Genomic DNA, 22,012 nt, shown 5'->3' on the forward strand with positions numbered 1-22,012 from the left:
GTTAGACAAACAGTTTTTCAATTTCGGCCTTTAAATAACCTGCTGAAAGATAGCTTTTGAGATCTTCTCTTTTCATCGTTAAATCTCTGGCATTTTCTAGCCATCTCCTGTATAAATCTTCTAGATGCTTCTCTATCTTTTTCTCATCTTCCACTTCAGCCCAATATGGATATCCTTCCCCCAGTAACCTTAGTGATTCACTTTTTGATGGCCCTAAAAGCAATATAGGCTTTTCAGCGGCTATGCAATGTGGAAATTTTCCCGGTAAAAACGGACTCATTTCTGTTTTGGCTTCCAGAATTATATTTACAGAAACGTTTTTCTGCAAAGCCAGGGCAGTTTCATAATGCAGGTAATCATTTATTCTTAGTTGGGGAATCTTATTCGCTTTTTTCTGAAGTTTTTCCCGATGATAAGAAGCCTGGCCAATCAATAGTAATTCTGCATTTTTTTGTGCCTCCGGTACTTTTTCCAGGAATTTTTGAAATGCATTTATCAGGTGAAAAGGAGGCCTCTGCTTCATCAAATTTCCTGCATGCAGAAGTGTAAATTTTTCAGAATTAAAGAAATCCGGTAGTTCGGCTGGATTTTCCTTTTCGATAAGCTGATGTGGAAGAATTACCTCTTTTCCTTCAAATTTCGGAAATTTAGACTTCATCCAGTCTTTTAACAACAGGCTGGGAAAGGCCACCCATTTACATTTTTCTGAAAGCTCCTGAAAAAACTTAATTTTCTTTTGATATCCCGGCTCGCTCCAGTTATAAGGTTCGGGATAATAGTGAAACGGATATGGATCATGAATATAAGCCATCCATTTATTTTGCAATTCCGGAACCTGAAGCATCGCATAATGCGGGCGGAAACTGGCACCTTTACTTAAAGTCAGAACAATATCAGGTTTAAATTTCTTCTCCTTTCTCAAAGCTTCGGCAATACTCCTTACATCATTAAAAAAAGTAAATGAAAATCCGAATACAGGTTCTAAACGTTTGGCAAGATTAACTTTAAACCCGTGTTGAATTTTTCGCTGTACCCGACTCAGCAGAAAAAGGGAATTCCACTTTTTCTCTTTTATAGCTATGCACTGCACTCCCGGAAGATCAATCTCTTTTCTTGTATAGTGATAGACTTTTACCTCAAATCCCGCTTTCTTTAAATTTAGAATAAGTGCCACATTGGCTTTAGACCCACTGCTGTCTTCCACATCAATGGATTCGGCAACGACAAGTATTTTCTTTTGAGAAGTAGGTTTCAACAGCTTTGGGTTTACGGTAAAGATATAAATTTCGCTGAATTCGAACCCCACTTCGACAAGCTCAGTGGGACAGGCAAACTCGGTGGGACAACAAAACTCAGTGGGACGGGCAAACGCAATGGGACCACGGAAAAACTTAGGATGAACCTTGGGAGGACTTACCGTATTCTGTGTAGTTCTTTGAATAGCACACCAATTTTTCCCAATTGTCTTCAATCAGTGCTATTTTCTTTCTTCTACTCCAGCCCTTCAACTGCTTTTCTACTTTAAATGCCTGGTACGGATCTGTGAATTGCTCAAACCATTTTAGTACTACTGGTCTCCTTGTAAATGTATACGCATTTTGGTAATACCCGGAATTATGTTGATATAATCTTTTTTCAAGATTTGAGGTCACTCCGGTGTAAAAGGAATCATCAGAACATTGAACAATATAGACAAAGAAAAACTTCATTCTTAAAGGTAAGTTATTATTTTCTAAATCACATTAATTCACACTCCACTTCGATAATCACATTAGGGCAAGCGCTAGTCGGGCTAAGTTTGCCGAAGCCACTTTGGAACATACAACCCCACTTCGACAAGCTCAGTGGGACACTCAAAAGAACAATCGTGGCGCAGCCTGGGTGAGCCTGTCGCTACCAGGGTCGGAACTCACGAACCCCCACTTCGACAAGCTCAGTGGGACAGGCAAGATTAGTGAGGCGGAAAAACTCAGTGAAAAACTTCACAAGAACACTCGTAGCGCAGACTGGCTGAGCCTGTCGAAGCCCCTTTATATCAAAATCTGTTTAATCAAAAACTCCACAATCCTCTCAGCTGCCTTGCCATCTCCATAAGGATTTGTCTTTTTACACAGATCAGGTGGATTATTAAGTAGGCGATCTGTTTCTTCTATGATCCTGGTTTTATCGGTTCCCACAAGAACCGAAAAGCCTGCATCCACTCCTTCCATTCGTTCGGAAAATTCCCGGGTTACCAGCACAGGTTTTCCAAAAGTCGGTGCTTCTTCCTGGATTCCGCCCGAGTCCGAAATTATCACTGCAGCTCTTTGCATTAACCATAACATTGCGGGATAACTAACCGGAGGAATAAGATGAATGTTTGGCCTATCTGCTAAAATACGATGTACCGACTCCTTTACATTTGGATTCAAATGCACAGGATATACTATTTCGACATTAGGTCGTAAGGATAACTCCAGCAGTGCTTCCGCAATATTTTCCAGTCCCTTTCCAAAATTTTCCCGCCGATGCCCGGTAACTAAAATTAATTGTTTTTGAGCATTCAGCAAAGACTGAATGCTCCTGATCTCTTCCGTTAAAACTTTTCCTGAAAGCTTTTTTGCCGCCCAATGCAAGGCATCCACCACCGTATTGCCGGTCATGACGATCTGCTCTTTATAAATCTGTTCTTTTAAAAGATTAGCCCTGGCCCGTGTGGTTGGAGCAAAATGAAAATCTGCTATCCTGGAAATTATTTGCCGATTAATCTCTTCGGGAAAGGGAGAGGATTTATTGTAGGTACGTAAACCGGCTTCCACATGCCCTACTTTTATCTGCCTGTGGAAAGCAGCCTGTGCAATCATAGAAGCCGTAGTAGTGTCTCCATGCACCAGCACAATATTGTCGGGCTGAGCATCATTGTCGGGCTGAGCCTGTCGAAGATCAGCACTATCTTGTATATTCCCCTCAGTCCTACTGAGCTGCCTGCCCTGAGTCTGAGCCGAAGGGAAGCCTCGAAGCCAATCATCAAAAACTTTATCTATTGCACTAAATATTTTTGAACCAAGTCCATTTAAAGATTGCCCCGCTTCCATTAAATCCAGGTCATAATCTGGCTTTATTTCAAAAAACTCCAGCACCTGGTCCAGCATTTCCCGGTGCTGTGCGGTTACACAAACCTTAAAAGCAATTTTCTGCTTTTTGAATTCATGAATAACCGGAGCCATTTTTATGGCTTCCGGGCGGGTACCAAAACAGAGGAGGATTTTCAAGATTTCAGTTGTTTATATACTGGATATACACTTCTATAAATCCTGTGCTTAAATGCATAAAATTTATACCATTTCAAATCTATACCATTTTCTTTAAAAAGATGATAGTACTGATTCATTATTTCTGGATAGTAACTATAATAAGCCAATAACCACTTCAGTAATTTCCATCTAAAATACGATCTTGCATTGATATTGTGAAACTTTAGATAAGACTGCATTAATTCCAGACTGAGAAAAAATGACATCATATTTTCCGGAGTTCTTTTTCTACTTATCCTTCCGGCATCATGTTCCCTATATAAAACATAGCAATCCTTCACATTAATTAATTTCTCGGATTTTATAAGAATACGTGTAAAGTATTCTGCATCCTGATTTATAGATAATTCAGTATTCCAATTACCCGCCGCTATATGCAATTTTCTTGAAACTAAATAAGCCAAAGATGGAATGAAATTTTGCCTATCAGCCATAACTCGAAAAAAATTCTCTTTTAGCATTTCATCACCGGGGAAACAATTTTTCAATTCCAATTTCTTGCCCGGCCATAATAGATCCCATTCACAGCTCGCGAAAATGAAATGATTTTTAGTTTGTTCCAAAGCATTCACTTGAAATTCCAGTTTTCTTTTCGAAAGAATATCATCATCATCCAGCCATTGAATATAATTGCCAGAACTAAGGGAAAAGCCAAAATTTCTACAATTTGAGGCTCCTTTAGGATATTCTAATGGCCTTTTGTAATACTTAAAACGGTTATCCTTCTTATTTAATTTTGAAACTTCCTCTTCAGTGTCATCGTTCCCACCGTCATCTACAATTAAACACTCCCAATCTTGCAGGCTTTGAGCCTGGACAGACTCCAGAGTTTCCATAAGCAAATGACTACGGTTATACGTAGGAATGATAATTGAAACTTTTATTTGATGGTTCATTTCTGCTTTCTTAAACCCAATGTGCCATTCTTCTAAGAGTTTTCCTATAAAGTTTTCCTATAATGAGTCCTGTATTCAAATACCACATTATTTTACGGGAAAATCCATTATGACTTTGTACGTATATTTTTAGACGTTCTATCAGCCTCGGATTATATTGATACAACAAAAATGTATTCGCCAGAAACAAAACACTTTTTTTGGTAAGCAACTTATGTTCTAAAAGATACTCCAGAATTATTATCCGACTTACTGCTGAGGTTTTCCTACGTTGGTAATTCTTATCCTCTCCTAAAGTTAGCGTATCTTCGTGCTTTCTATACTGAAACAAGTATTCATCAACAACCTCATAATTATTCGGATATTTATAACCAATCCTGGTATAAAGTTCCCATTCTTCAGCATATCTTAATCGCTCATCGAACCTGAAATTCTGAATAAAATCACTTCTCCATAACGGACCAAGACTATTCATTTTCATCTCACCTGTAAGAATGGCATCTCCCAGATGGGAAAATTCAAGCTGAAGTCGTGGCTGTTCTACTATCCAGTTATTTCCCTCATGTACCAACTTTTCATATTGACAAAGCGTAAAGTTTAAACCCGGATTTTTAAGAAATGGAATTAGTTGAAGTTCCAGCTTCTTAGGATGCATTAGATCATCATCATCAAAGAACTGAATAAATTCCGCTCCTCTTTCTTTTGCCAGATCTAATCCGAAATTCCTTGTGCCTGATAATCCTTTTTTATACTTTCCATTTTTTAGGTGGTAAGAAAATCTTCTATCCTTTTGTTCATAGTTTAATATAGCTTCCCTTGTATTATCTACTGAATGATCATCTATAATTATACACTCCCAATCATTATACGTTTGTTCTAAAATAGAATCTAGAGTTTCACCAATTAAATGGCTCCGATTATAGGTGGCTAATAAAATTATGATTCTCATAATTAGATATACTTAATGAATCGGTACCCTCTACCAAAAGCTAAATAAGAATAGTAGCCTAAAGTAATAGCTATTATTCGTCGCAGTTCCAGTATTGAATGTTCTTTAATGATAAAAGCAAAAATTTTTGTTGAAATTGAAGATTTATTTATCAAGGATGATCTCAACAAAAAAGTAAACCTTCGCATGAGACATACTTTTATTTCTTTCTCTAACAACTCTTTTTCTTTTAAAATTTTATAGTGTTTTTTGTAGACAAAAAAAACGGATCTTGCTTGATCCTTTCCTCTAGATCTTTTTTTGGTACTTAAAGAAGTACCAATACCAAATCTATTATATCTGCAAAGAGCTTCATTTATAAATGAAATTTTAGGATTATTATAGATATTTCTTAAATTAAAATCCCAATCATCCAAGGTTTGTACAGATTCATCAAATTGCTCTTGTAAAAATTTCCTTTTCCAAATTGGCCCGTTTACATACCAAGTTATTTTTCCCAGTATAAAATGTTTAATTAAATCATCGGATTCGACATTATTTTGATCAATTATTTCTCCTTTAGCTACATTAAAAATATCTACCTTAGAAACTACTACATCCACTTCCTTTTTTATTAATAAATCGACTTTTTTTAATAATAACTCCGGATACATCAAATCATCATCATCAAAAAATTGTATGAACCGTCCCTTAGCTTTTTTTATTCCATAATTTCTGCAAACAGATGGACCTTTTAACCTACTTCCTTCCCTTAAAAAGTATTTTATTCGTTTTTCATTTTTCTGAAACATCGATATTACACCACATGTATCATCAGAAGAACCATCATCTATAATTATACATTCCCAATTCGTGTATTTTTGAGCTATAATACTGTTAATCGTATATCCTATTAAATTTGAACGATTATAAGTTGGGATGATAATAGAAATTAATGGGTTCAAATTCTAAAAATTTTTCTAATTACTCTCATAGGTTTTAAAAGAATAAATCCTAACTTATACGATCTGCTGTGTTGATATTCTTTTATTATGCTTCTAAGGTCTTCAATTTCATTTAGAAAAAAGGCAATCGTTTCCTGGTAATTCTGAACACCTATGTCTTTATGCTTATAAAAGACATAACTTCTTAGCTCCTTTTGATGTTTCTTAGCATTATAATTTCTAGATTTTTTTTTAACACGGTAATAAAAAAGAGCCTCCGGAATAACCATTATATTCCATCCTGCTTTACTTACTGAGATATTGAACTCCCAATCTTCAAATCCCATTGCCATATTTGGATCATAACCATTTACATCTTTCCAACATTGTTTCCTGAATAACAAACTGGCATAAACATTATTTCTAAAGATGGCTTTATTAAAATCTTCCCCATTGGGAATTTGAATGTGCTTATTCTTATTTTGATCTATTATGTTGGCATGGCAAGAGACCATTCCTACCTCGGTATTACTATCTAATACTGAAACTGCTTTTCCTAAAAATGATGAATCAAAATAATCATCCGCATCCAGAGTCATAATATAAGTTCCTTTAGCAATATCTATCGCTCTGTTTCTTGCGGCGACTACACCTCGATTTTCCTGACTCAAGAAAATATCCATTTTTGGTTTTAGCTTTTCTAAAACTTGTTTGGTTTTTTGGTCTGAACCATCATCTACAACTATTATTTCTTTATATGGATATTTTTGGTCCAAAGCAGATTGTAAAGCCTGCTCAATATATTTACCATCATTATAGCAGGGAATAATTATAGAAACTAATACTTCAGTCATCCTTTCCACTTTTTCAACTTCTTTAATAACCGATTAATTAATCTTCTCTTACTTCTTTCCTGCTGCAATTGAAACTTAAAAAAATCTTTATGCTTATCTATTAATTCTGGAAAACTATTTTTTACATTAATAAAAAGCTTCCCTTTAGACCATTCAGTAAAAAAAATCTGTTCTTGATAAAGCCCTAGAGCCAGATGTACTTCTATTAATTTCCAACTATAAATAGCTCTTTCTACTTCTACAATATCATTATAACTACTTGCATTACTACCTGTAGAATATCTATACAAGACATAAGGCTTCGAGGCAAATCTTATCTTCCTTGAAAAGGATAAAATTCTCATCATAAATTCACCGTCATCATTTAATGAAAGATTCTCATTCCAAAGACCTGCTCTTTTAATAGTTTCCTTTTTTAATAGATATGCATGTAGGGGAAAATAGCCTTTAGACTGAGTCAACATTTTTAAAAATTCCGGTATGTTAGAGAAATTATTGTAAACGGATAAATCATTATAAATTTCTTCTTCCGCATTATTAAGTCTTCCCCATTTGCAAGTAACTAAATCAACAGAAGGATCGTTTTCCATTATTTGAACTTGAGACTCTAGTTTAGTTTTAGAAATAATATCGTCTGCATCTAGAAATTGCACATACTTTGAAGAGCTAATTTCCAAACCAAAATTCCTGCAGGTACTTGCACCTTTATTTCTTTTACCAGGTATAAACATTAATTTAAACCGTGGTTTATCAGAAATGAATTCTTCTATTACCATTACCGAATTATCACTCGATCCATCATCAACCAATAAACATTCCCAATCCTGGAAATCCTGATTCCAAATCGAAAGTAGGGTTTCCTTTATAAACTCTTCTTTGTTATAAACCGGAATAATTATAGAAATGCTACTCATTTATTAACTGATTATACGTCTTACACCAAATCCTATCTATAGATTTTTGGGAAAATTTACACTCCACAAAACTAATGGCTTTTTGTCCCATTTTTTTTCGTAAAGCACTATTCCCCATAAGTAATTCTATTCTACTTACCACAGTATCCACATCATATTCCTTTACTAAAAATCCGGTTTCGCCATTATCTATAGTATACTTAACACCACCCGAATTAAAAAGAACAACAGGTAAACCGCAAGCTTGAGCCTCTAAGGTGGCTAACCCCTGGGTTTCCCTCCTATTATTTTCTACGGGAACTCCTGTGAACAAATAAATATCACTACTCCTTAAAAGATCCCGAACTTCTTCTTGATTTTTTTTTCCTACCAGGTTTACAGTACCTTCTAATTGTTTATCAACTAAAATTTTTTGTAGACTTCCTCTTTCTTCACCATCTCCTATTATAATGAATTTTACGTTACGGCCGAATTTGATTAATTTTTCAATTACCATAATTCCATATTCATGTCCTTTTACCTTATCCAATCTCCCAACGGTAATAATTTTCACACTATCGGAATCTGTAATTTTATTTTTTTTTGGTTTAAAAAAAGTAGTATCTACGCCAATCGGGATGGATATAAGCTTCTCTACAGCACAACCTAAAGAAGCTACTTGCTTTTCAAGATAGGGAGTGTTAGTCACTACTAAATTTCCGTACTTAAATAATCTGTCATAATATCCCGGTTGTATAAATCCATAAATAGGAAAAAAAGCATCATGACCGTGAAAAGAAACAATTATTTTAGAGTTAATGAATCCAACCTTTTTTAATATTTCAAATGGCTGATGATTATTACCAAATTGTATATGAACAATTTCAGTTCCTCTAAACTTTTTATAAAAGTTCATCTTATATAATATAGTAAGGTCCAACTTCTTATTTTCCTCAATCAGCAGAAGAATTTTAGGCAGGTATCTAATGTTTTGAACTAGTAAAATAAAAGCTCCTACCCATCTAGAAATCCTTTTTCTTGGGATTTTAATCTTCTCTTCTATTATTTTTTCTTCTAAACTATATTTTTCAAAAACTTCATCCAGACCTTTTCCTTTAAAATCAATAAATTTTTTTACTAAAATTTGCACATCAAATCCACACTTTATAGCAGTAACAATTTGCGCAGTAACAAAAGTTTCCGAAACCTGAGGATAATGACTTAATTTAAAAAGGATTTTTGGCAATGGTCTATTTTTAGTTATTCAGTATTTTAAAATTTATCCATCTTTTTCTTATTCTATAGCTATCTCTTTTGATAAAACACAAAAAATTCCCTACAATAAAAAGCTCTATACTTAGTTTTATATTAAATTGTAATACTTGTTTGGCTAGGGTATTTATAATCTTTTTTGAATTCTCAAAGTGATCATTATCTATCCCAAAGAAGTACAGATGGATCAGACGTTTCCACAAAAGCTGGATTATCTCTGGATCTTTTAAATTACAGCTCCTTTTGAAATTTTCCAAGTATACGTAAGATTCGGATTCTTTATTTGAAAATATATAGTCCTTATTTTGAAACGACTTGCTCTTTGAATGCTTTCTATATAAAAAGAGAGGTTCAGAAATTACTGTATATGTGTTATCTGCTAATTGTAAAAATAGTCTTGAAAACAATTCTTCTTCCTGTCCACGGGTTAACCAAGCTTTAAATAGCTCTTTATTGGCCAAAAAACCTCTTCTAAATAAAACAGAATTAGTAATAATTTGAGCGTTCCATTTCATATAGCTTTTAAAAAGACCTTCAGAGATATTAACTTTAATTTTCTTTTCTTTTGTGAGGTTTTCATCTACATAATATCCAGAAGAAATAACAAATTCCACTGTTGTAGTAAAAGAATTTACTTTTTCTTGAACAAATGGCGGTAGCATCACGTCATCACTGTCAAACCAGTTTATAAAGTGTCCTTTACTTACTTCAAAACCATAATTCCTACAAGTGTTTGCCCCCCTTTGCTGACCTTTGGGTCGATGATAATAATGGATCCTCGAATCTTTTTTACAATAAAATTCCAGCAATTTATCTGTGTAATCTGTAGAACCATCATCTACCACTATACATTCCCAGTTCTTATAAGTTTGTGCAATAACAGATTCCAGAGTTTCCCCAATTAAATGCGCTCTGTTGTAGGTCGGTATTATAATTGACACCAGATTTAGTTCCATCCAATTGTGGCGTATAAACTGAGAATTATTTTACTTTTCTTAAAACTATTGTATATCCTGTTTTTTGCAACCTTTTAAAACCTTTTTTACGGAAGAATTCATAAGTCTTAAAAGTCCCCCTTAGAATAGAGCTTTTCGAATTTTTTAAAGTATAAAAGTATTTTTTCTCAAGAAATCTATACTGTAATTTTTCCACTATATAATTGGTAGCAATTTGTTCTCTTGTCAAATTGTCACCAACTGCAGAACATAGATATTTCTGAAAAATAAACGGATTATATGGTTTAACATGAGAAAGATCATCATAAAACCCCTCCCACATTAAAGGTGCAGAAATTATAATTGTTCCTCCTGATTTACAACATCTATTAAACTCTTTCAGCGTTTCATATACTTCTTGGGGCTGAAGATGCTCAATCACATGACTCATATGAATAACATCAAAAAAATCGTCTTTAAAAGGTAATTCAGGAAGTTCACCCAAAAACACATTTTTATATTTACTATTTAAATACTTAACGCTGCTCGGATTCCCTTCAAATAAATAGATATCTTTGTGATTACAAAAATCAGCAAAATTCCCATTTCCTGCTCCTATATCCAAAACCTTATCTTTCGAATTTATAAGATTTTTTGCAATTTCGAAAAAAGGTTCCCTATTATGTGTAACAAATTTCTCATTCATATTTTTGCCATATTGCATCTTCAATTACAGGATACCCATTTTTACTGGAAATGGGTCCTCCTTCTCTAATACTACCTTCCTTAACCAATAAATTAAAAACCTGTGGTTGAAAATCGAAAACTTGAATAGAAGTACCTAGCCATAAATTAGCTTCGTAAGTACCAGAAGCCACTCGAAGTTTATCCAAACTTCCATTAATAATATTTCTGCCTTTTCTTAATTTAAAAGAGACTCCACTATGTCCGGAATAAATTTGATATAATGGCTGTGATTCATTACTCTTCAAGGTAAATGAAAATTCAGCTGTAACTTGCTTCTCCGACATTATTAATACTTGGAATTGAAAAGGTTTTCCGGTAGCTACATCTGAAGAAATTTGAAAAGATTCAATAAATACTTCTTTATTATTATTTTCACTACGGATATATTTCCTGTCATTACCTAAACTGCTTGATTCTAGATAATAATCTACAACATCAGATGGTATACCTTCATATTTTTTCGCTCCATTTTCTATATAGAGAGACTTACTGCATAGATTTTGAATTGCAATCATATTATGACTAACAAAAAGTACCGTTCTTCCCTCTCCTGTTGAAAGATCATGCATTTTGCCTATGGCTTTTTTTTGGAATTCAGCATCACCTACTGCCAACACCTCATCTACCACCAATATTTCAGGTTCCAGGTGGGCGGCAACCGCAAAACCCAGTCGAACTGTCATACCGCTACTGTAGCGTTTTACAGGAGTGTCAATATATTTTTCACAACCTGAAAAAGAAATAATTTCATCCAATTTTGCTTTAATCTCGACTTTGGTCATACCGAGTACCGCACCGTTCATAAAGATATTCTCCCTCCCGGTAAGTTCCCCATGAAATCCTGTACCTACTTCCAAAAGGGAAGCAATTCTTCCTTTAGTTTTTATACTTCCCGTGGTAGGAGCGGTAACGCGGGAAAGAATTTTCAGAAGGGTAGATTTCCCCGCCCCATTTTTTCCAATTATACCTAAAACCTCTCCCTGTTTTACTTCAAAATTTATATCCCGTAAAGCCCATACGTAATCTTCGGTAGCTTTGGAAGAACGATTATTTGATGCACCTACCTTAAGATAAGGGTCATCTTTTCCCCGGATACTATGCCACCATCGGTTAAGATCATGGCTTAAAGTCCCTGTCCCCACTGTTCCCAGGCGGTATTGTTTGGAGATATTTTCAGCTTTTAGAATTGTCATTCTTCAGTTGTGGGTTATGAGTCGTGGGTCGTAAAGTAAATTATTCTGTTTACAGCCTCATATTGCTGGGTAGTTCTAATTGCAAAAATGCAGTTTTGAATTGATATAAAGTCAAAGAATATCCTTTAAATCCTGTTTTCCTATAATTGCCATTATTTCAACCACACCTTTATTTATTTTATAATAGATACCATCAGAACCACATACACATCGTCTGTACCCTTTCTTTATATGATCGACCGATTCAAATGAAAAAGGGCTTTTAGAAATAACCTCAAAATATTCAAAAAAGGTGTTGAAATAGTTGTCCGCCTGATCTATCCCAAATTTCTTTATTCCATATTGATGAATTCTTATTAAATCCTCCTTAGCTTCATTACTTAATCTATATTCAGCCATTTTTCAGCAAGGCCTTTGAGTGATTCAAAATCTCTTCTTTACTTTCATTGCTAAATCCGCTGCTTTCTGCTTTATCTAACTTATTTTTAATCCAGTCAATTTGAACCTGTTGTTTTCTTGCCTGCCTGACCAGATCATTAACCAATTCACTCTTAGAAGAATATTCTTCATTATCAACCTGGTCTTTAAGCCATTCATCATTTGGCCTCGTGAAGGAGATACTTTGCCTTTTCATAACAATATACTTTGGTGTAAAATTACATCAAAAATGAGTCAAAACAAATTTTTCAGTTTTTTCAATTACCTGGAATTTAAATTCATGAATTTCTTAGACCGTATCATCCATCCTTCTCATTTCAATTAGTAAAAGAAGCATCTGGACAAGCTCGATGCGACAAGAGACTCACTCACTTCTCACTTCTAATTTCCCTACACCGTATCAATAAAAGTTTTCTCCGTCCGGTTAAAAATAACCAGTCCCGCCAAGAATAAAATTACTGAAACTAAAAAAGTAATTCCAAAGCTGGTCCAGGAAAAAACTCCTGTGTCCAAGAGCATATATCTAAAACCTTCAATAATATACGTAAGCGGATTATACTCCACCACCCATCCGTAGTCCCCGAGTTGCTTTACAGCTTCACTTAAAGGATATGGCACTGCCGAGATGTATATCAGTAAAGATGTAGCAAAACCTACGAGTACTGTCAAATCCCGGTACTTTGTGGTAAAAGCCGAAATAATCATTCCCAATCCTAATCCCATTAAAGCCATCATTAACAGGTAAACCGGAAAAAGCAACAGGTTGAAGTTCGGGCTTATTTCATATCCCTTCCATAAAAAATAGCAATAAAAAACAACAAATATCAGCAACTGTATTCCCAGTTTCAGCAAATTAGAAATAGTGGTACTCAGCGGCATGATCACCCGGGGGAAATATACTTTACCGAACAACCCCGCATTTCCACGAAAAGTATTGGAAGTCCCGGTAAGACACTGACTAAAATAATTCCAGGCCGTAATCCCCGCCAGATTAAACAGGAAAGGAGGAACAGTTCCGGTAGGAATATCAGCTATATTATTAAATACCAGCGTAAAGATAACCGAGGTAAAAAGCGGCTGGATAAAATACCACAACGGCCCCAGGATGGTTTGCTTATACACAGTTACTATATCCCGTTTTACAAATAAAACCAACAAATCCCGGTACCGCCAGATTTCATTAAAGTTAAGATCAATCAGCTTACGCTTTGGGGTGATCTCGTACAGCCATTCATCATTTGCTTCCTTCAAATTCGGTCTGGATTATGAGGAGAGAATTTTCTCTCCACCTTCATTTCACAAATGTGATTAATTTTTTAAAAATTCCAAAGTTCTTTTCATTTTATAATCTGATTATCTGAATGTGTATATCCTTTTTCTATCCTATAATTTCTTTCGTCACCCTGAATTTATTTCAGGGTTTTAATATTGTAGTGATTCGCATTGAAATGAGATTCTGAAACAAGTTCAGAATTACGTTATTTTTCAGTTTAGGATACTTTATGGATAAAAAATCCGAATTGTTATAATTAAAAACCTGCCTGACAAAATTGAATTATTCAGGCCTATCTCCTACCAACTCGGGGTGAGGAATCATTATTATTTTTAGAGTACAATTAGTTTTTATAATTAAAAAACCAGCTATTATTATCATATCAATATAAATTCCTGGAGACATATTTTATATCAAACTATTTTATTAATTTTAACCTCCCCCGATCCATCCTTTCCCTGCTTGTTTGTAAAATTATCACATGCTTTTCAATTCGCTACCATTTATGGTTTTTCTGCCGGTGGTCTTTGTTTTCTACTGGATCCTCCTGAAAAAGCGACTTCAGGCGCAAAATGTTCTGCTTCTTGTGGCAAGCTATGTTTTCTACGGGTGGTGGGACTATCGTTTCCTTACGCTTATTGCGGCCAGCACCCTGATTGATTTTTTTATAGGTTTGGCCCTCACCAAAAAAAACCTGCTACGGTGGAAAAAGCCTCTTTTATGGGTGAGTATAGTTTTTAATCTTGGTATGCTTGGTGTTTTTAAATATTACAACTTTTTTATAGATAGCTGGATGGAGGCCGGGCAGGCGCTTGGCTTCAATATGCATTTTAGCAGTTTACAACTTATCCTGCCAGTGGGGATTTCCTTTTATAGCTTCCAAACCCTTAGCTATACTATTGACATATACAGGAATAAAATAAAACCAACATCAGATTTTATACGCTTTGCTGCCTTTGTCTCTTTCTTCCCGCAACTGGTCGCCGGTCCTATAGAACGTGCTTCCAATCTTTTACCGCAGTTCTCGCGGCGACGGGAGTTTAATTTTGAATTTGCAAAAAGCGGAATCCACCTGATTATCTGGGGGTTATTTCAGAAAATGGTGATTGCAGATAATTGCGCCACTTTCGTAAACAATATCTTTAATAATTATGAAAACCTAAATAGCCTCACGCTGGCTCTAGGCTCCGTTTATTTTGCTTTTCAAATTTATGGGGATTTTGCCGGTTATTCCAATATAGCCATAGGAACTGCACGGCTCTTTGGATTTGATCTTATGCGTAATTTTAATTATCCATATTTTTCAAGGGATGTGGCAGAATTCTGGCGGAGATGGCATATTTCACTGTCCACCTGGTTTCGTGATTATTTATATATCCCTCTTGGAGGTTCCCGGGGTTCCAGGAAAGAACAGGTAAGAAATGTTTTTATCATCTTTCTGGTCAGCGGGTTCTGGCACGGGGCTAACTGGACCTTTGTGGTATGGGGGGCCATACATGCTTCTTTGTTTATTCCGCTCCTTTTATGGAGAACCAACAGAAAAAATCTAAATGGAGTTGCACAAAACAACCTCCTGCCCGGCTTCAGGGAATTTCTTCATATACTACTCACATTCTCTGTAGTTTGTATGGCCTGGGTGTTTTTCAGGTCTCCTTCTATCAGCTCCAGTTTTGGGTACTTTTCCAGTTTTTTCGAAAACTTCGGTTTAAGTACAGAGTATTTATCTATTGGAAGATACAGTACAGAATTATTATTGTTAATAGCTCTGTTTATTTCAATTGAATGGGCCAGCCGCAGGGAAGAACACCCTTTTGCGGGAAAACAAAAATTTGTAAAAACCTCTGTGGCCCTTCTCATGATAACTATGTTTGGGGTATTTTCTAAACACAGCGACTTTATTTATTTCCAGTTCTAATGAAAAGATTCGGACTTTACATATCCTCGATTCTGCTTATCATTTTAGTGATCTTTTACCTGCTGGATTTTACTTATACTTCCACCTATACCCATGGAATGCCCCGTAATAAAATTACTCATTTACTATCTATAGAGGAACAGCCTATAGATTATATTTTTATTGGCTCTTCCCGTGTAGAAAATACTATAGATGCTGAAGTTATTGAAGAAATTACTGGAAAAAAAGCTCTTAACCTGGGCATCCAGGAAGTAAGATTAAATGATTCCTTTATGCTGCTTCAACTTCTGGAGAAGCAGAGTATTAAGGCAGAAATGGTATTTATACAGGTGGATTATATTTACAATAAAGATAAAAGTTCCGGTTACTTAAAAGGTTCTTTGATGCCATTTATAAAAGATGATCATATTGCTTCTATGTTAAAAACACGGGATTCCAGTTATTACTATTTAAAAAATATTCCTTTTTACCGGTACTTAAAATACGATTATAAGTCGGGTTTTCGGGAAGTTTTTAATATCCTTATAGAAAATGAGCCTTACATCAATCTTAAAAATGGCTATTATCCCCTCTATGGTCAAAGCGATGCAGGTTTTAACCGAACCTTACCGGATACTATCTCAAAACACAATAAATACATAGAAGCCATTAATAATTTTGCTGAAGAAAGAAACATCAAAATTGTTTATTTTGTATCTCCGTTTTGTTCAAATACACAAAATCTTGAATACGTTCAGAAACTTAAAGGACGAATTCCTGAATTGCTGGATTACAGCTCGCTTTTTTTAGATCAGGATAATTTATTCTATGATTGTGACCATTTAAATGACCAGGGAGCAAAAGAATTTTCAGAAGTATTCGCCGAAAAAATCAACAGTATTAGTACCGATGTTGCCCCCAAAGCAAAACTGATAAGCAACGTGCAATAACACTTCGGAGATTCCTATAATGCCATTTCACTACTCAAAATTTCGCATAAATTTCTTCCAGGATTTTTTAAGCTGCTTACCCCTGGAAGGCGCCTCCCCGTAATAGCCTTTCGCATAACGGTTGTACCCGTAACCATAGCCATACCCGTAACCATAGCCGTAACCATAGCCATACTTTGCCCTGTGCACAAAATGGTTTAAAACAAAACTGATATTTTTAAGCTCTCCTTTATGATATTTTTCATTTATAGTATCCAGCATACCCCGTTTGGTATAGTCCTGCCGGATTAAATAAAGCGTGGCATCGGCATATTTTACCAGGTTTAGGGCATCGGCCACCATTCCTATTGGCGGGGAATCCAGCACTATGTAATCATATTTTTCCCGCAACTCTTCCATTAAACGGTCCATCTGTTCGTTCAGTAACAACTCAGAAGGATTGGGAGGTACAGGACCCGCGGTAATAACATCAAGATTGGGAATTTCACTTTTCTGAATAATCTCTTCGGAAGAAGTCTGCTCAATAAGATAATTAACAATGCCTACATTGTTATTCAGCTTAAAATCATCAAATATCTTGGGCTTTCTTAAATCCACACCCACCAATACAGTCTTTTTATCGCTCATTGCAAAAACCGTCGCCAGGTTCATGGCGCAAAATGTTTTTCCTTCCCCTGAAACAGAGGAGGTAATCAGCAAAGTTTTAGAACCGGTAACGCCATGCTTTTTATACATAAACTGCAAACTGGAACGCAGGCCCCTGAAACTTTCTGCCACAGAGGATTTTGGACTGGCGAATACAGCCAGATTAGAATCCAGTTTACTTTTTCCAATAAGGCCCAAAATAGGTACCGGAGATAAGCGCCCCACTTCCTGGGCATTCAGAATATTGGTATTAAGAAACACCAGAAGAAATACAAAAGTTAGCGGAATTAGACCACCAACCATTACCGCCATTACATAATTAAGCTGAGTATTAGGCCCAATTTGGCCCCCACCGGTGTCTTTTGCTTTATCAATAACCATTACGTCGCTAACATTGGCTGCTTTTATTAGCCCGGCTTCACTGCGCTTCTCAAGAAAGAGATTATAGGTTTTTTCACTTATGCTGTATTTTCTCTGGATCTTCAAAAGATCCTGTTCTTCCTGCGGCAGTTTTTTAATTTCAGCTTCAAAACCGGCTATTTGTCTGTTTACATCGGCAAGTTCATTCTGTAATAATCCGCGGGAAGAACTAATATTCTCCAGTAGAATAGACTTCACCGAATTGATTTGCCGGTCCAGATCTGAAAAAACCGGGGAGCTTTCCTTCAGGGAATATTGATAATTACTACGTTGTTCAGCAAGTTCAATAATTTTCCCCACTCCGCTTACAATACTTCCTTCACTAATGCCTGCTACAGAAGGTGCCGGAACGCTGGAATAATCGCTACGGGTCTCCAGGTAGCCCTGCAAAGTTTGATAATACGCCAGCTGTCTTCTTATATCCTCCTTGCGCACGTCCAGGGTGGAAAGTTTATTGGAAATTTCGCTGCTTTCCGCAGAAATATCAAGAATAGCATTTTCATTTCTGAAGTTGTTCAATTCATCCTCTACCACCTGAAGTTCTTTTGATTTCACTGCCAGGCTACTATCAATAAACCGGATTGTTTTGGTAGCGAAAAGGTTCTTCCGGGCGAGCATATTTTCACTTAGTACCGCAACCGAACCATTCAGGTAATCCACCAGCCGATTTTTATTGTGCCCCGTCTGGCTAAGCCTTAAAACTGAAGAACCACTATTATCAGCACCAACATTTACAGATCGATATTTGCCCACAGCCCCGTCAAAATTAAGAAAGCTCATATAATATGCCTTTCCCTCCTGTACCGGTTGCTCTGTTCTTGCCACCACTCCATTCAGAAAAGGAAAATTAATAGGCTCTCCCACCTTAAACGTCTGGCTGAATTCCCTGTATGCAATGGTAGCCGGTTTCTTTTCTTTACTTCTGAAGTTTTGCAGAGCAAGTGTTTCAGGTAAATTCGCCTGAATATTGAATTTTGAAGAATCTAAAAATGTGACGGTAAAAGTAGCGTTGATAGCCTGAAATGCCGATGTATCCGCCAAAAATTCAAAAGGGGTTTTTCCGTAGGCATCCACCCTCTGATATTCCCCGTCCTGTAAATACTGAATGTAATATTGCAGGCGCTCCACTACTTCTTCATTATGAGACCTGGATTTTAAAATAGTAATTGCTGTATTTACCTTATCTGAAGTTCCTCCCCAGTTAAATGTAAGGCTGGTGTTAGTGGTAAAAAATGGATTCTGGTCATCTTTAATGGTAATGCTGTTATCCATACGGTAAACCGGCAGCTTTCTAACATTATTATAATATGCCACTCCCAAACTGATTGCTACCGAGAGCAGGATCAGTTTCCAGTAACTTATCACTTTTAAAACAAAGCCTTTAAAATCAAAAGTAGAACCTACGTCTGATATGTGATCATCTTCATGCGCCATATTATCTCGTAAAAATCAAAACTACTGAGGTTATTAATGTAAAAACAGTGGCTATGGTTCTAAAAGATTCTAATCCTGTAGTACCAAAACCAAGGGCCTTTTGTGGAAGCGGGTTAACTATTATCACGTCATTTGGCTGGATGTAATAGTACGGGCTGGAAGTAGCTTCTATACTGGTAACATCTATAATATGAACTTTCTCCCCGTGCGGATATTGCCGTACAATTTTAACATGCTGCCGGTCTCCAACATCGGTTATTCCGCCTGCATTGGCAATAGCTTCAATAATGCTAACCTGTTCTTTATAAATCACCTGGCTTCCGGAACCTATTTCCCCCAAAGTGGTGTACCGGATTCCCGCCAGTTTAACGGTTACAAATAAGTTAGCCTCTTCCTTAAAATACTGCTCCAGGAGCTCATTTTCTATTTTTTCCCTAACTTCCTCTACCGTATATCCCAGCACATTTAGCAGTCCCAGAGTGGGAACTCTTATGTTTCCATGGTCATCTACCGTAAATCCGTCAAAATATACTGCTTCCTCTGTAGTGGCATTTGGATTTGCTTCTCCTATAGGATTAAACATGCCCACCAGTTCCTGGTCCAGGGCCTTCACCCTTATGCTTAGCAAATCCCCAATTTGAATGCGGTATGGCTTTTTAAGCCTTTGCATTTTTATGATGCTGTCTACAGCTTCTGTTTCCTGCAGATAACTCAACTTTTTTGTGGAAATACACGACGAAAAAGATAATATTATCGCCAAAAGGAAAAAAATGCATCTAAACTTCATATAGCTTTCACAAAGGTTTAACAAATATAAGTGATGTATTAGAATATCAAAATATTTAAAGTTTAATGTTTTCTTTCTGTTTTTTGAGGTTCGCTGTGCGTTGTCTGTTGTTGATTTTCCACCGGTACCATTTGTTCATTATTCCTTGTTCATTGTGCTCTTATGCAACTCTTCACCACTCACTACTTAGCTTTCTACCTTCAAATTATACCTTTTTACCTCTTTCCACTTAAGAAAAGAAAAACAACAATATTGCTTCAATATTCCCATTAATCAATTTATTTTGTACCAAATAATTTCATGTGAATTACCTATCAGTAGAAAATATCGCTAAAGCCTATGGCGAAAGGATCCTTTTTAAGAATATTTCCTTCGGAATAAATGAAGGACAAAAAGTAGGCTTCGTTGCCAAAAACGGCACCGGGAAAACTTCGCTTCTTAATATCCTGGCGGGCTTTGACAATCCCGATGAAGGCCAGGTTGTATATCGCAAAGATATTACCACCGCTTTTTTACCACAGGAACCAGATCTTGATCCACACCTTACTGTAGAGCAAACTATTTTTGCTGCAGATAATGAAACCCTCAGGATCATCAACCGTTATGAAAAAGCCCTACAAAATCCTGAAGATGCCGAAGCCTATCAAAAAGCTTTTGAAGAAATGGACGCTGCCCGGGCATGGGATTTTGAAACTCAGTACAAACAGATCCTTTCCAAATTAAAACTGGAAGACCTTTCCAAAGAGGTAAAGCATTTGAGCGGCGGACAAAAGAAAAGGCTTGCCCTGGCTAATATGCTGCTGCAAAAACCTGATTTTATAATAATGGATGAGCCTACCAATCACCTGGATCTGGATATGATCGAGTGGCTGGAAGCTTATTTTAAAAAAGAAAATTTCACCATTTTTATGGTCACTCACGACCGTTATTTCCTGGAGCGGGTTTGTAACGAAATTGTGGAATTGGAAGACGGGCAACTTTATACCTACAAAGGCAACTATTCCTATTATCTGGATAAAAAAGAAGACCGTGTAGAGCTGGAGCAAACCAATACCGATAAAGCCAAGCAGCTCTATAAAAAGGAACTGGACTGGATGCGCCGCCAACCCAAGGCACGTACCACAAAATCCAAATCCCGTATAGATGATTTCCAGGATATAAAAGAAAGGGCCGGGAAAAGAAGAAATGACCACACTGTTCAACTGGAGCTCAACATGGAGAGAATGGGCAGTAAAGTGGTAGAACTTCATAATCTTTCCAAAGAATTTGGGGGGAAGCAGTTATTTGAAAATTTTGATTACAACTTCCTGCGGGGCGAACGTATTGGGATTATTGGTAAAAACGGAACGGGAAAATCCACTTTTTTAAATATTCTTACCGGTAACCTGGAGCCCGATTCCGGAAAAGTAGTAATAGGAGAAACGATAAAATTCGGATACTACACTCAGCGTGGAATAAAAATTAAGCCGGGACAAAAAGTTATAGATGTTATACGGGAATTTGGAGATTATATTCCGCTGAAAAAAGGCAGGCAGATTTCCGCTCAGCAACTTCTGGAGAGGTTTCTGTTTGACCGCAAAAAACAATATGATTTTGTTGAAAAGCTAAGCGGTGGCGAGAAGAAGCGACTTTACCTTTGTACTGTTCTAATTCAGAACCCTAATTTCCTTATTTTGGATGAGCCCACTAACGATCTGGACATTGTTACCCTGAATGTTCTGGAAAGCTTTCTGCTGGACTTCCCCGGATGCATTATTGTAGTCTCCCACGACCGCTATTTTATGGATAAAATTGTGGACCATCTCTTCGTCTTTAAGGGCAATGCTGAAATTGAAGACTTCCCCGGTAATTATTCCGATTACAGGAGTTACGAGGAAAGCAGTCCCGCAGAGCCTTCAAAAACCCCTTCAGAAGAAGAAAAGAATACAAAAAACGATTGGAAACAAAGCAGTAGCGGTTCAAAACTTACTTACAGCGAGCAGAAAGAATATGGAAAACTGGAAAAGGAGATCGCAAAACTGGAAAAAAGGAAGGTAGAGATTCAGCAAAAATTCCTTCAGGACCTGGATGGGGAAGAAATTGATAAAACTTCCCTGGAACTTAAAGAAGTTGAAGAAAAAATAGAGCAAAAAACCGAAAGATGGTTTGAGTTGATGGAGAAAAGTGAGTTGTGAGTTGTGAGTTGTGAGTTGTGAGTTGTGAGTTGTGAGTTGTGA

Annotated in this window: 20 protein-coding genes; 3 read left to right on the top strand and 17 right to left on the bottom strand. The window is 36.4% G+C overall.

Annotated features, from left to right (window positions below; translation table 11 throughout):
• Position 1 precedes the first annotated feature (1 nt).
• The 15 genes from RM539_RS09420 to RM539_RS09490 form a co-directional block, all read right to left on the bottom strand.
• Positions 2-1,471 carry a glycosyltransferase family protein gene (locus tag RM539_RS09420; protein WP_311503160.1) on the bottom strand — a complete coding sequence of 490 codons (1,470 nt, stop codon included), beginning with the start codon at positions 1,469-1,471 and terminating at the stop codon, positions 2-4.
• Entirely contained in the window at positions 1,392-1,709 is a 318-nt protein-coding gene (locus RM539_RS09425) for a GIY-YIG nuclease family protein (RefSeq protein WP_311503137.1), read from the bottom strand. The genes RM539_RS09420 and RM539_RS09425 overlap by 80 nt, the downstream gene beginning before the upstream one ends.
• A 321-nt stretch (positions 1,710-2,030) precedes the next feature.
• Entirely contained in the window at positions 2,031-3,251 is a 1,221-nt protein-coding gene (gene wecB, locus RM539_RS09430; RefSeq protein ID WP_311503138.1) for a non-hydrolyzing UDP-N-acetylglucosamine 2-epimerase, read from the bottom strand.
• The gene (locus RM539_RS09435; RefSeq protein ID WP_311503139.1) at positions 3,248-4,189 is read right to left on the bottom strand and encodes a glycosyltransferase family 2 protein; all 942 of its coding nucleotides are present in this window, start codon (positions 4,187-4,189) and stop codon (positions 3,248-3,250) included. Before RM539_RS09435 ends, wecB begins: the two co-directional genes overlap by 4 nt.
• A 10-nt stretch (positions 4,190-4,199) precedes the next feature.
• Positions 4,200-5,138: a glycosyltransferase family 2 protein gene (locus RM539_RS09440; protein ID WP_311503140.1), complete on the bottom strand. Its 939-nt coding sequence runs from the start codon at positions 5,136-5,138 to the stop codon at positions 4,200-4,202.
• A 2-nt stretch (positions 5,139-5,140) separates the two neighbouring features.
• Positions 5,141-6,082 carry a glycosyltransferase family 2 protein gene (locus RM539_RS09445; RefSeq protein ID WP_311503141.1) on the bottom strand — a complete coding sequence of 314 codons (942 nt, stop codon included), beginning with the start codon at positions 6,080-6,082 and terminating at the stop codon, positions 5,141-5,143.
• Positions 6,079-6,915, bottom strand: coding sequence for a glycosyltransferase family 2 protein (locus RM539_RS09450; protein WP_311503142.1), 837 nt, complete (start codon positions 6,913-6,915; stop codon positions 6,079-6,081). The genes RM539_RS09445 and RM539_RS09450 overlap by 4 nt, the downstream gene beginning before the upstream one ends.
• A complete protein-coding gene (locus RM539_RS09455) occupies positions 6,912-7,829 on the bottom strand; it encodes a glycosyltransferase family 2 protein (RefSeq protein WP_311503143.1) in 918 nt (305 codons plus the stop codon). Before RM539_RS09455 ends, RM539_RS09450 begins: the two co-directional genes overlap by 4 nt.
• On the bottom strand, positions 7,822-9,054 hold the full coding sequence (locus tag RM539_RS09460) for a glycosyltransferase (protein ID WP_311503144.1): 1,233 nt from the start codon (positions 9,052-9,054) through the stop codon (positions 7,822-7,824). The genes RM539_RS09455 and RM539_RS09460 overlap by 8 nt, the downstream gene beginning before the upstream one ends.
• Before the next feature lie 10 nt (positions 9,055-9,064).
• On the bottom strand, positions 9,065-10,036 hold the full coding sequence (locus RM539_RS09465) for a glycosyltransferase family 2 protein (protein ID WP_311503145.1): 972 nt from the start codon (positions 10,034-10,036) through the stop codon (positions 9,065-9,067).
• Between the two features lie 25 nt (positions 10,037-10,061).
• Positions 10,062-10,721 carry a class I SAM-dependent methyltransferase gene (locus tag RM539_RS09470; protein ID WP_311503146.1) on the bottom strand — a complete coding sequence of 220 codons (660 nt, stop codon included), beginning with the start codon at positions 10,719-10,721 and terminating at the stop codon, positions 10,062-10,064.
• On the bottom strand, positions 10,714-11,955 hold the full coding sequence (locus RM539_RS09475; RefSeq protein ID WP_311503147.1) for an ABC transporter ATP-binding protein: 1,242 nt from the start codon (positions 11,953-11,955) through the stop codon (positions 10,714-10,716). The genes RM539_RS09470 and RM539_RS09475 overlap by 8 nt, the downstream gene beginning before the upstream one ends.
• Before the next feature lie 111 nt (positions 11,956-12,066).
• On the bottom strand, positions 12,067-12,354 hold the full coding sequence (locus tag RM539_RS09480) for a type II toxin-antitoxin system RelE/ParE family toxin (protein WP_311503148.1): 288 nt from the start codon (positions 12,352-12,354) through the stop codon (positions 12,067-12,069).
• Positions 12,347-12,589 carry a ribbon-helix-helix domain-containing protein gene (locus RM539_RS09485; RefSeq protein WP_311503149.1) on the bottom strand — a complete coding sequence of 81 codons (243 nt, stop codon included), beginning with the start codon at positions 12,587-12,589 and terminating at the stop codon, positions 12,347-12,349. The genes RM539_RS09480 and RM539_RS09485 overlap by 8 nt, the downstream gene beginning before the upstream one ends.
• Before the next feature lie 194 nt (positions 12,590-12,783).
• Positions 12,784-13,644 carry an ABC transporter permease gene (locus RM539_RS09490; RefSeq protein WP_311503150.1) on the bottom strand — a complete coding sequence of 287 codons (861 nt, stop codon included), beginning with the start codon at positions 13,642-13,644 and terminating at the stop codon, positions 12,784-12,786.
• Positions 13,645-14,147: 503 nt separating this feature from the next.
• Between RM539_RS09490 and RM539_RS09495 the strand changes: the two genes are divergently transcribed.
• Entirely contained in the window at positions 14,148-15,581 is a 1,434-nt protein-coding gene (locus tag RM539_RS09495; protein WP_311503151.1) for an MBOAT family O-acyltransferase, read from the top strand.
• Positions 15,581-16,510, top strand: a complete 930-nt coding sequence (locus tag RM539_RS09500) for a hypothetical protein (protein WP_311503152.1) — start codon at positions 15,581-15,583, stop codon at positions 16,508-16,510. The genes RM539_RS09495 and RM539_RS09500 overlap by 1 nt, the downstream gene beginning before the upstream one ends.
• Positions 16,511-16,540: 30 nt before the next feature.
• Here the strand turns inward: RM539_RS09500 and RM539_RS09505 are convergent, their stop codons facing one another.
• On the bottom strand, positions 16,541-19,009 hold the full coding sequence (locus RM539_RS09505) for a polysaccharide biosynthesis tyrosine autokinase (protein WP_311503153.1): 2,469 nt from the start codon (positions 19,007-19,009) through the stop codon (positions 16,541-16,543).
• A gap of 1 nt (position 19,010) precedes the next feature.
• Positions 19,011-19,796 carry a polysaccharide biosynthesis/export family protein gene (locus RM539_RS09510; RefSeq protein WP_311503154.1) on the bottom strand — a complete coding sequence of 262 codons (786 nt, stop codon included), beginning with the start codon at positions 19,794-19,796 and terminating at the stop codon, positions 19,011-19,013.
• Between the two features lie 302 nt (positions 19,797-20,098).
• On the opposite strand from RM539_RS09510, the gene RM539_RS09515 reads away from it, so the two are divergent.
• Entirely contained in the window at positions 20,099-21,970 is a 1,872-nt protein-coding gene (locus RM539_RS09515) for an ABC-F family ATP-binding cassette domain-containing protein (protein ID WP_311503155.1), read from the top strand.
• The last annotated feature ends 42 nt before the right edge of the window (positions 21,971-22,012 follow it).

Origin of the sequence: Autumnicola musiva, from assembly GCF_031846585.1 — a bacterium.
In the GTDB taxonomy this organism is placed as follows: domain Bacteria; phylum Bacteroidota; class Bacteroidia; order Flavobacteriales; family Flavobacteriaceae; genus Autumnicola; species Autumnicola musiva.